Annotated in this window: 9 protein-coding genes; 4 read left to right on the forward strand and 5 right to left on the reverse strand. The window is 59.2% G+C overall.

Features of this window, described 5'->3' with window-relative positions; genetic code table 11:
* Positions 1-47: 47 nt before the first annotated feature.
* The 3 genes from ACFJI2_RS23310 to ACFJI2_RS23320 all read left to right on the forward strand — a co-directional run bounded on the left by ACFJI2_RS23310 (position 48) and on the right by ACFJI2_RS23320 (position 4,750).
* The gene (locus ACFJI2_RS23310; RefSeq protein WP_377702113.1) at positions 48-1,763 is read left to right on the forward strand and encodes an ArnT family glycosyltransferase; all 1,716 of its coding nucleotides are present in this window, start codon (positions 48-50) and stop codon (positions 1,761-1,763) included.
* Positions 1,764-1,814: 51 nt separating this feature from the next.
* Positions 1,815-2,582 (forward strand): substrate-binding periplasmic protein, encoded by a 768-nt coding sequence (locus ACFJI2_RS23315; RefSeq protein ID WP_377702114.1) that lies wholly within the window; start codon positions 1,815-1,817, stop codon positions 2,580-2,582.
* A 221-nt stretch (positions 2,583-2,803) separates the two neighbouring features.
* Complete coding sequence (locus ACFJI2_RS23320) at positions 2,804-4,750, forward strand: AAA family ATPase (protein ID WP_377702115.1); 1,947 nt, start codon at positions 2,804-2,806, stop codon at positions 4,748-4,750.
* 44 nt (positions 4,751-4,794) lie between these two features.
* Here ACFJI2_RS23320 and ACFJI2_RS23325 read toward each other — a convergent pair whose 3' ends face one another.
* On the reverse strand, positions 4,795-5,196 hold the full coding sequence (locus tag ACFJI2_RS23325) for a hypothetical protein (protein WP_377702116.1): 402 nt from the start codon (positions 5,194-5,196) through the stop codon (positions 4,795-4,797).
* 148 nt (positions 5,197-5,344) lie between these two features.
* Positions 5,345-5,752, reverse strand: a complete 408-nt coding sequence (locus ACFJI2_RS23330; RefSeq protein ID WP_377702117.1) for a hypothetical protein — start codon at positions 5,750-5,752, stop codon at positions 5,345-5,347.
* A gap of 179 nt (positions 5,753-5,931) precedes the next feature.
* On the opposite strand from ACFJI2_RS23330, the gene ACFJI2_RS23335 reads away from it, so the two are divergent.
* Positions 5,932-6,396, forward strand: coding sequence for a GNAT family N-acetyltransferase (locus ACFJI2_RS23335; protein ID WP_377702118.1), 465 nt, complete (start codon positions 5,932-5,934; stop codon positions 6,394-6,396).
* 399 nt (positions 6,397-6,795) lie between these two features.
* Here the strand turns inward: ACFJI2_RS23335 and ACFJI2_RS23340 are convergent, their stop codons facing one another.
* From ACFJI2_RS23340 to ACFJI2_RS23350, 3 genes are all read right to left on the reverse strand, one after another.
* Entirely contained in the window at positions 6,796-7,620 is an 825-nt protein-coding gene (locus tag ACFJI2_RS23340) for a putative phage abortive infection protein (RefSeq protein ID WP_377702119.1), read from the reverse strand.
* The gene (locus ACFJI2_RS23345) at positions 7,617-8,081 is read right to left on the reverse strand and encodes a hypothetical protein (protein WP_377702120.1); all 465 of its coding nucleotides are present in this window, start codon (positions 8,079-8,081) and stop codon (positions 7,617-7,619) included. Before ACFJI2_RS23345 ends, ACFJI2_RS23340 begins: the two co-directional genes overlap by 4 nt.
* Before the next feature lie 99 nt (positions 8,082-8,180).
* The gene (locus ACFJI2_RS23350) at positions 8,181-9,743 is read right to left on the reverse strand and encodes a P-loop ATPase, Sll1717 family (RefSeq protein WP_377702121.1); all 1,563 of its coding nucleotides are present in this window, start codon (positions 9,741-9,743) and stop codon (positions 8,181-8,183) included.
* Positions 9,744-10,519: the final 776 nt, after the last annotated feature.

Below are 10,519 nucleotides of genomic sequence, written 5' to 3' on the forward strand. Positions count from 1 at the left end.
GGCTGCCTTTTTTTCATTCATACTCACTCTTTTTTGCGCCCCTGCCGATGAAGCCTGTCCGTCTGCCCGCCGCCGCCACCCTCGCCCTGCCGCGCTGGGCCATCTACGCCCTCGGCCTGCTGTATATCCTGCCGGGCCTGATCGGCCGGGAGCCGTGGAAGGCCGACGACGCCGCCAGCTTCGGCATCATGTGGACCATGGCGCAAGGCGGCCTGCAGGACTGGCTGTGGCCCAATATCGCCGGCCTGCCCATGCCCGACGAAGGCCCGCTGGCGTTCTGGCTGGGCGCCGCCTGCATCAAGCTGTTCAGCTGGCTGCTGGGCGACGTGCTGGCCGCGCGCGTGTCCACCGTCATCGTGTTCCTGCTGGGCGTGCTGTCGCTGTGGTACGTCACCTTCGCGCTGGGCCGCCGCCAGGACGCGCAGCCGCTCAAGCTGGCCTTCGGCGGCCAGCCCGCGCCGGACGACTTCGGCCGCACCCTGGCCGACGCGGCCAGCCTGATCTACCTGGGCTGCCTGGGCCTGCTGGTGCAGAGCCACGTCACCACCGCCGAGCCGCTGCAGGTGGCGCTGCTGTCGCTGCTGCTGTACCGCTCGGTGCGCTACATGGAACTGCCGTCGCTGCGCAACGCCGCCCTGATCGGCCTGGCGCTCGGGCTGATGGTGCTGGCGCGCGGCTGGCTGGCGCCGGCCTTCCTGGTGCTGGCCCTGTTCCTGTGCTCGCAATTCCTGGCCATGCCGGCCGCCCGCAGCCTGGGCCACCTGGCCGTGTCGGCCGGGGTCGGCGCGCTGACCACCCTGCCGTGGCTGCTGCCCGCCGTGCTCAGCCATGGCGAACCCCAGCTGGCCGCCTGGATGCAATGGAATTTCGCCCAGATCGGCCTGCCGTCGCTGCAGTCGCTGGGCTACTTCCTGCGCGTGGGCGTGTGGTTCTTCTGGCCGGCCTGGCCGTTCGCCGCCTGGGCCGTGTACGCCTGGCGCCGCCAGCGCCGCGTGCTGCACATCGTGGTGCCGGTCACCTTCACCGGCATGGCCACCTTCCTGGCCCTGTTCCACCCGTCGCCCGAGCAGGGCCAGCTGCTGCTGCTGCTGCCGCCGCTGGCCATCATGGCCGCCTTCGGCCTGCTGACCATGAAGCGCGGCGCCATCAACGCCATCGACTGGTTCTCCGTCATGGTGCTGACCCTGTGCGCGGCCACGCTGTGGCTGTTCTGGAGCGCCATGCTGACCGGCTGGCCGGCCAAGGCGGCGCACAACGCGCTCAAGCTGGTGCCCGGCTTCGTGCCGGAATTCCGCCCGCTGGCCGTGCTGGTGGCCCTGTGCGCCACCGTGGGCTGGTTCCTGCTGGTGCACTGGCGCCTGTCGCGCCAGCCGGCCGTGCTGTGGCGCGCCGTGGTGCTCTCGTCCGGCGGCCTGATCCTGGTGTGGATACTGTCCATGACCTTGTTCCTGCCCGCCGCCAACTACAGCAAGAGCTACGCCACCGTGGCGCGCCAGGCGGCCGCGGCGCTCCCGCCCGGCACCGGCTGCGTGGAAACCAATGTGGCCCCGGCGCAGCGCGCCTCCTTCGTCTATTTCGGCAAGCTGCCGTTCGGCAAACCCGGCGAGCGCTGCCCGATGCTATTACTGCAAGACAACATCCGCGTCGACGACACGCTGGAACTGGCGCCCAGCTACCGCGCGCCGCACTGGGAACAGATCTGGGACGGCCGCCGCGCCTCCGACCGCCAGGAGCGTTTCAGGCTGTACCGTCGCCAGCCCTGAGGCGGCGCCATGCTATGCTAAGCCCATCAAGAGAGTAGGTACGGCAACAGGATGAGCTTTAGAACAATGTCTTGCGCGCTGGCGGCGGGCCTGGGCCTGGCGGCGGCGCTGCTGCCCCGGGCCGCGCTGGCCGATCCGCCCGCCACTCTGTTTATCGCCGGCGAGCATGTACCGCCGGCCAGCTGGAAGGAAGGCGGCGAAGTCACCGGCCGTGAAACGGAAAAGATCCGCGAAATGCTGGCGCGCGCAGAGATTCCGTACCAGATCGACATCCTGCCCTGGAAGCGCGGCTACGTGCTGGCGCAGCGCCAGGCCAACGCCTGCCTCTATTCCACCTCCCGCACGCCGGAGCGCGAACAGCAGTTCAAATGGGTCGGCCCCACCGACGAGGCGGAGTGGGTCTTCATCGGCCGCCCCGACCACAAATTCCCGCTGCGCAACCTGGAAGACGCGCGTGCGCTGCGCATCGGCACCTACAACGGCGACGCGCGCGACGACTTCCTGCGCGCGCGCGGCTTCAACGTGGAACCGGTGCAGAACGACGCTTCCAACCCGAAAAAACTGCTGCTCAACCGCATCGACCTGTGGGCCATCGGCGTGCGGGTGGGCAGCCAGGCGCCGTCGCGCTTCCCGGAAATCGAGAGCGGCGAGCTGGTGCCGCTGCTGGCCTTCCACAAGGTAAAGGTCTACCTGGCGTGCAACCCGGCCGTGCCGGACGCGCTGGTGGACAAGATGAACGCCGTGCTGGACGGCATGCGCCGCGACGGCACCTTCACCCGCGTGGAACGCAAGTACGCACTGTTGGAAAAACGAAAATAGTCATTGTAATCAAGGCATTATCAACTTATCCACAGTGTCGCGGCGGCGATTTTTTTCTCCGCCAATTGCACACAAAACAGGCAGAGCACGCTATAGTGCTCGATATCCATTGCCCAAGGGCATGCTTGAAAGCAACGCTGGCCACCGCCCCATCCTGCGCGCCAGCCCTGTACGACATCTCCTGGCCACAGCCCGCCAGCAGTCTGCCGAGTCCAAAACACATGTTCAACATCTATAAGCTTCAGCTCGCGCTCAAGAACACTTGGGTCCGTATCGCCTTGCTGTCCGCCATTGCGCTGGCGTTCGGCATCACCACCTGGCGCAGCAATGTGGCGCAGGACGCCAGCCCGGTGGTGCGTTCGCAAAACATCGCCGAGATCACGGCGCTGGCCGCCCAGCGCGACCGCCTCGACTACCTGCTGGTGGCCAGGCCGCTGTCGGAGGCGCCGCGCTACATCTACAAGTTCAAGGACGCGCCCGAGCTGCACGTGGTGAAGGTGCCCAGCACGTCCCACCTGAGCCTGGAGCGCGAGGTATTGCTGCGCAACGCCATCCCTTACGGCATCGCGCAGGAAGAATGGCTGGCCAGCCACAAGGCCGTGCTGCAGGACGACGGCGGCGCGCTGGCGCCCACGCGCGACTTCCTGCAGCGCCACGCCTTCGACATCACCGTGGTGCTGCTGCTGTTGCTGGGCCTGAAGTTCGGCATTCCGGGCATGGGCATGAGCGCCAGCGTGATCTCGCCGGACCAGCTGAAGGGCAGCCTGGACGACCTGATCGGCATGGACGACATCAAGCAGGAAGTGCTGCACCTGGAAGACATGATACGCAACCGCCGCGTCTACCAGTCCCACGCCATCGACAAGCCCTTCAACGTGATGCTGACCGGCCCGGCGGGCACCGGCAAGACCAAGCTGGCCGGCTACCTGGCCAAGCGCCTCAACATTCCGCTGATCCAGGCCTCCGGCTCGGCGCTCGAATCGGGCTACATCGGCGGCGGTTCCAAGGCGCTCAATGCGCTGTACAAGAAAGCCTGCGCGCGCGGCTCCTGCATCATCTTCCTGGATGAAGCGCAAGCGCTGTTCATGCCGCGCGGCCGCGGCGAAAAGAAATGGGAAGACGACACCGCCAACACCCTGCTTGGCCTGCTGGACGGCGTGAAGAAGGAAGAAGGCGCCGGCGTGATCTGGGTGGTGGCCTCCAACTTCGACGACAGCAGCTCGCAGATGGACGAAGCCATGCTGCGCCGCTTCTCGGTGAAGATCAACTTCCGCCTGCCGAACAAGAACGAGCGCGCGCAGCTGGTCGAGTCCTTCCTCAAGCGCAAGCAGGAAGGCTGCGTGGACTGGAACAAGCTGGACCTGAACCAGGTGGCCGAGATCACCGCCAACCTCAGTCCGGCGGTGCTGGAGACCGTGGTCGAGCGCGCCAGCATGATCGCCATCCAGGAAGGCAAGATCATCGACACCGACCTGATGTTCCGCGCCTTCGAGCGCGCCACCATCGGCCTGACCGACCGCGCCACCACGGCAGAGAAATCCCGCCAGCGCGAACGCATCGCCTTGCACGAGCTGGGCCACTTCTTCATGCAGATCGACCCGTATCTGCGCCAGGGCCTGCCGCTGGCCGAAGTGAAGGACAAGTCGCACCTGCTGAAGATCAGCACCGAATCGGTGTCCAAGCTGGGCGCGCTGGGCTATGTGCTGTCGGCCGGCGACGACATGGCGCTGCGCACGCTGGAGGAACTGGAACAGGACGTGATCCAGCTGTACGGCGGCGTGGCGGCCGAAGAACTGTTCTACGGCGCGCGCGGCATTTCGGTGGGCAGCCAGAACGACATCCAGAAAGCCACGCGCATGCTGGACACTATGGTCAACCAGCTGTCGATGTACTCGCGCTCCAAGCTGGACTACAGCCAGTTCAAGCACGACAACAACGAGCACACGCTGCTGCAGGTCGAAGCCAAGGCGGACGAGCTGTACAGCTATACGCTGGGTGCCATCGGCGACTACCGTGCCGTCATGGAATCGGTGAAGGACGAGCTGCTGGAACGCTACGTGCTGTCGAAGGACGAAATCTTCGCGCTGCTGGAAGAGCGCCTGGACACGGCGCCGCTGCAGCGTCCCGAGCGCCGCGTGGCGGACCGCCGCGGCAGCGCGGCGGCCTGAGGACTGCGGGCTGCGGCCTGGAGACCCGCAGCCCGGTCCGCGCCTCAGCGCGCCGCCATCATCACCGTGCCGGGAGGCAGGACGGTGCTGGTGACGAGGCGTTCATAGTTGCGTATCGTGAGGTCGGCCCCCTTGTTGGCGAACTCCATGCGCGCACCGGCCACGGTCGTAAACACGCCGGGCGCGCGCGGCAGCAGCTCGGTACGCGCCTCGCCGTCGAGCTGCGCAAAATAGCGCTGCCCGCGCTGGGTGAACGCGATGCGCTGGCCATTGCTCAAATCATAGGATGCGGCGTACTCATCGAATTCGCCGGGCGCCAGGCGCATGGCCTTCGGCGCCTGCTGCGGCGCCTTGATCTGCACGCTGTCCGCCTGCGGTTCCGCATAGGCACCGCACATGCCCATCCCCAAGGCCGCACACAGTGCGGCGCCCACAGCAGTTTTCATGATGCACTCCTATCAGCGGCAAGGCCGCTGCCACATCACTCCATACTAGCAGTCATGCGGCCGAGCGTAACTTGCGAATGCACTGATTATTTCTATCCCCGGGCCGGTAGCAATAGCCCGAAGATAGGCCCGTACATACAGGCGCGCTTCAGCGGCGCGCCAGCACGGTCACGCCGGTGGCGGCCATTTTGTGCGCCATCGGCAGGCGCTCCACATTGTCGATGGCCACCGCATCGCCGCCTTCGCGGAATTCGAAACGCGTGCCGGCGGCAGTCTTGAACACGCCCGGCGCCAGCGCATACATTTCAACGCGGCCGTCGCCCGGCAGTTCGGCGTAGTAGCGGTTCACGCTGTTGGTGAACTTGATCTTGGTGCCGTTGTTGAGCACAAACAGATACGCGTAATCGTTGAACTCGGACGGCGACAGCTTGTAGTTCGACCGGGTGATCTGCACGCTGTCGTCCCTGTCGCCGACCACTTGCGGGCCGGCGATGGCGCTGGTAGCGAGGATGGAAAGGGCGGCAGCGGTTGCCATTGCGACGAATGCTTTTTTCATGATGCTTCTCCGTATGCTGGTTGACCTGGCGGTCACCGCTGTTCTCGTTTTAGCGGGGACAGGATCAAGATAGCAAAGCATGCGCGGCGCCGCAGCGGGCACGCGACAAACGGCGGATTGACGGGGCCGAACTGCATTTCACGCGGACAGACGGCGGAACGGCGGAGTAAGATAGCAGCATGCAGATCCGACCTTACCGGCGCGGCGAAGAAGCCCTGCTGCGCGCCATCTTCCACTCCTCCGTGCACGGGCTCGCCAGCCGGCACTACACGGCCGAGCAGCTGCGCGCGTGGGCGCCGGACGATTACGATGCCGCATTGTGGGAACAGCGCATGCGCGCCAACCAGAGCTGGGTAGCGGAGCTGGACGGCGCGCCGGCAGCCTTCACCGACCTGCAGCCGTCCGGTTATATAGACATGTTCTTCGTGGCCGCGCCGTACGCCCGGCGCGGCATCGGCCAGGCGCTGCTGCTGCACCTGTTCGGGCTGGCGGCCGAGCGCCGCATCGCCGTGCTGCGCTCCGACGTCAGCCTGACCGCCGAACCCTTCTTCACGCGCCACGGCTTCACCGTCGAAACCCGCAACCAGGTCGCCGTGCGCGGCGAACTGCTGGCCAACGCCACCATGCGCAAGCTGCTGCCCTGATTACACTTTCATCGGCAGAATCATCAAACGCCCCGCCAACCCGCATGAAATCTACGTCACGTCAAAAAATCATTACTCCATGGCTCCGCTGATGGCTCCGTTTTGCAAAGTGCAGGTGAGACATTGGCTGGCAATTTAGCCGGTAGAAGCAACTCGCGCCGCAGGGCCGCAAAATCCCCCCTACAGCAGCCCGACACAAGGGCTCCGCGCAGGAGGCAATAATGGCCATTACCAGCCAGGCCTGAGGCAAAGACACAGCCGCAATAGAATACCGGCAGCCCTCCTACGTGCTGGCCACAACAACCACTGAGCTCCGGGGTAAGCTCAGTCAGCATTGCGGAACTCTAAATGTCTTAAGGCAAATAACCGGAATCCACTCACTCCATCCAGATTTTCGCGTTAATTCCTCTCTGCGTAACCTTCTCTATAAGCGCTATCTTGATACATCACAATTAGGTCCGGAGGCAACACCAACTCAGCTGGCAAGGTTTTTAATAAGCCATATCTTTCAATAAGCGGCTTTGCCCTCTTCACTCCCCATTGCGAAAGCCCGTTATAAAAAAGCAGTGTAGCCTCAGATGACGAAAGTTGCGCCCTAAGAAGGTCGGCGTAATACTGTTGATCCGAAAAATCATTCATATCGATAAACTTGATGACGTGATAGAGGTTTCTAAAGTAATGTGCAAGCAAGTCCTGATTTTTCACGTAGATAGACTCATAGATCTCGACAACGCCCCGTCCATCAGAAACATCATCTCTAAAACGAATGCTGTCAAGTCGAGCAACGATAAGCCTAAAGGCTTCTCGTCCGCGTAGAAAATCGCCGAAGCCAGTTGCTATTACCGCTTCACCAACTATCTTATTATGGAATTCCAGCAATTGAAAAAAAGTCGCTTGAAACTGGACTAAGTCGGCTCGTTTGGACTGGCGTATATTATCCTCCGTAGCTTGCCTTAGCTGACTAATCTGCAACCGCATAGTTACAACAATTGCAACCAACCCAAGAAAGCTAAAAACAGGATTAAGTGTCCCGCCAAAGTAGTCACCAAATTGCCCCCAACGCTCATGGTCCGCCTCAATTGAACCAAAATTTGCCATATATACACCAACAACAGCAATAGCAAAAACAACTCCCAGACCAACTGCAAGCCGCATTACCGTTTGAGTAGCCCGCGCCTCATCTAGTAGTCTTTCGCTCCCATCACTCGCATGCTTCTCAGTCATATATTTCCCCGCGCCAGAGAAAATAGCTGTTTAACCTGCATCTCATATTGTTGTTCCGCTTGGACTCTAGCGACATAAATTGGCTCGTGCCACTTATCTAATGACATTCCTAAATTACTTATAACATTCTCGGCATCAACATTAAACGCCTCAATATGAAATCTTAATAAATTATCCAAGAGAACTGAAAGGTTCTCTATAATCTCTTTTTCGCTACACCCAAGAACATAGAACACATCTGAGCGCAATTCATGAGCACAAGTAGTCCAGATTATTTCCCCGCACTTACGGAAGCTGTTTACGCATGCTTCCATAATGGCAACCGCAACCCGACTGGAAGATAAATTATTCGTTCTAATTGCGTCTTCTCTGACTTTCCCTATCGTAGCGAAAAGTCGTGTCTGCTCACCGGCCACCTCAAAATTAGCTGCCGCTCTTACGCGATCCGAAAAGTCTGGCATAGTCACCTTAATAAATATTCACTAGCGGCCCCTGCGCCTTAGTTCTTGTACAATTCCGAAAACACGCTCGACGCCAGCAAATTTCACACATAATCCCGGTTAAGTTTCATCGTCTTCTGCTGGAGTTGCACCATTTGCCCCTCCAAATGCTTTGCCCTGAGTGATCTCCAAACCATCCCTGTAAAGCATCGGTATCTTCCATGAGGCTTTCAGAGACTCCAAGAAGCCAATCTGTACCAATTGGTTTATAGCCAATTGCAATGCGTCACCGCTTAAACCAATGACCTCGGATAGGCTCGCCTCATTATGTTCCGAGCGGGAGCGCCGGAATTTCTGAATATGCGCTGCCACTTCAGGACTAGCTTCGGCAAGCAATGTATCGTGCACACGAGTTTCACTTAACTTCTCAAGTGCCTTCCGTACCGCATCCGTCGTGATGATCGGCATCCCTGATGTATACGCCCTCGGTGCGCGTCCCTCACTCTTCAGCTGCTCGTCTTGGGCTTCTTTGGCTAGTCCAATCAAGTTACGAGGCGGGCGCACGTCGTTACCATCCCTTATCCTGGACATGATCCAGCTCCAAGTAGTCGGCTTTCGTTCAGCCTGGTCGATCTTACCAGGGAAAATACAATAAAATAAATCTTCATCCGTTATCGGGTCCGGCTTTATCACTCCCGTCCCAATACTCCCCGAATCAGCATTTCCTTTTTCAAGTGCAGCCTTTTCAAAGATTGCCATTACGTGCTTATTGTCACGAACACGCCGACAATATAAATTCAAAAGATCAGCTTCGTCCCACGTGATATCTACCTTACGAGCATTAATGTGCGTAAGATTAACAAACCCGCCCGCAGTTATTCGTCGCAGCAGATCACGACGAACAAATAACTTCAATCTAACATTTTTATATGGCAACAAGTCCAAATATGTCCTGAATAGCGCCCTTAGCGCCGGAATCTCTACCTCAGCGAATCCCTGGAATGCCTCATCCAATCGATCAAGCACTATCCATAGTGAAAACCCAATTTCAGAGAGGCATTGCTCCAGTAATGCAAACGCTTCTTCATGGGACACTTCATCAACTGCTTCCTCGTCGTCCCGTTTGCCGAACTTCATCTTTGGAGTGACGACAGGCACACCAGTTTCCGAGAACGTAAACTCTATTTCAGCCTCCGTAGGTAACAACGCTCGTTGAACTGCGCTAACAATTTTGCTGAAAATGGTCTCTGGCTTATCGTCCTTAGATATCAGCCCCGTCCGCTCCAACATTCTAGACAACGAGGAAAATGATTCAGAATAATCGGCACCGGCGATGTCCAAAACCCAGTTTCCAGCTAGCGCGATAATATACGCCTTCCATACGCTAGCATATTGTCCTTCCGTCAAAACCCTTTCCCGAACAAGTTTTTGAAAAACCGGCGATCCGACGGGATTGAAGCCAGCCAGAACTTCAATGCCCTTCAATTCCGCAATTGAGCCATAGCGTTTCTTTATTATTTGAAACAGAGCAGTCTTTCCCGTCCCCTTATCACCTGCAACAATATCAATTTTATCGTTGACTAATTTATAGAACGCCTCATTTTCGACAAAATACTTCTCTAGTGACTCATCAAACTCTGCCACCGAATTGCCAATGTCCAGCTCCCTAAGAATTGCCTTCATGATAATGTCCGATTGTCGTGGAAAGTAACCCATGCTATCTCAACTGCATCACCAGCACCAGCACAAGCGCTAACCCCCCGGGGGTAGTTTTCGCTCTGCTAAAATTTGTAGCTAAGCTAACGGTTTCCGCTGGCGAAGCCCAGACATTTGACCCGCCCTCCCCCCTCCTTGCTTCCCAGTGCGCCGCCGCACCTTCACTTACCCGCACCGTTTCACTTCACCCACCTGACTTCACTAACTCCAGGCAACAGCCAGGAAGGAGACTACGGGGCTCCAATTACCCATACTGGTAAGCGCCGGGGAGGACCCGCAGAAAAGCGGGGCGGAACAATCAGGGTGCGCCAATGGATGGGATAGGTCATACGACCGCGCAGGAAGCCCGTAGCGCGCCTTTCAGACTGACGCTGGATGCTCCCCCTTCGCATCGCCACGCCGGTCTGTATTCGACCCCCCCCCTATCCGAAATCCAAGCCTGCGGGGAATTAAAGGAACCGCACGGTCTACGGTAAAAACGCTCAGCCTTTTGAGCACCCCGGGGCCATGCCAGAATGTGGCGCCAGCCTGCAAAAAAAACGAACGCATCCCCCGGCCGCATCGTGTGCGGTCTCGGCAGCACTACTTTTTTTACTGGGACACTGGGACAACTCGCAAAACAGCATGCAAGCATCTGATTTTAATGAGAAAAGCTGTCCCAGAGAGGTGTCCCAGCAAGCGATTTTCAGCTGGGACAGCTGGGACAAAAGGATTGGTTTGCTCGTTTACTAGGCAAAGTTGAT

This window comes from Pseudoduganella sp. UC29_71 (assembly GCF_042693265.1).
Classification (GTDB): Bacteria; Pseudomonadota; Gammaproteobacteria; order Burkholderiales; family Burkholderiaceae_D; genus Rugamonas.

Excerpts from the sequence above, each read along its gene's own strand:
- ACFJI2_RS23335 (WP_377702118.1), top strand. The coding sequence starts at position 5,932 with ATGCAGATCCGACCTTACCGGCGCGGCGAAGAAGCCCTGCTGCGCGCC.
- ACFJI2_RS23315 (WP_377702114.1), top strand. The coding sequence starts at position 1,815 with ATGAGCTTTAGAACAATGTCTTGCGCGCTGGCGGCGGGCCTGGGCCTG.
- ACFJI2_RS23345 (WP_377702120.1), bottom strand. The coding sequence starts at position 8,081 with ATGCCAGACTTTTCGGATCGCGTAAGAGCGGCAGCTAATTTTGAGGTG.
- ACFJI2_RS23350 (WP_377702121.1), bottom strand. The coding sequence starts at position 9,743 with ATGAAGGCAATTCTTAGGGAGCTGGACATTGGCAATTCGGTGGCAGAG.
- ACFJI2_RS23320 (WP_377702115.1), top strand. The coding sequence starts at position 2,804 with ATGTTCAACATCTATAAGCTTCAGCTCGCGCTCAAGAACACTTGGGTC.
- ACFJI2_RS23310 (WP_377702113.1), top strand. The coding sequence starts at position 48 with ATGAAGCCTGTCCGTCTGCCCGCCGCCGCCACCCTCGCCCTGCCGCGC.
- ACFJI2_RS23325 (WP_377702116.1), bottom strand. The coding sequence starts at position 5,196 with ATGAAAACTGCTGTGGGCGCCGCACTGTGTGCGGCCTTGGGGATGGGC.
- ACFJI2_RS23340 (WP_377702119.1), bottom strand. The coding sequence starts at position 7,620 with ATGACTGAGAAGCATGCGAGTGATGGGAGCGAAAGACTACTAGATGAG.
- ACFJI2_RS23330 (WP_377702117.1), bottom strand. The coding sequence starts at position 5,752 with ATGAAAAAAGCATTCGTCGCAATGGCAACCGCTGCCGCCCTTTCCATC.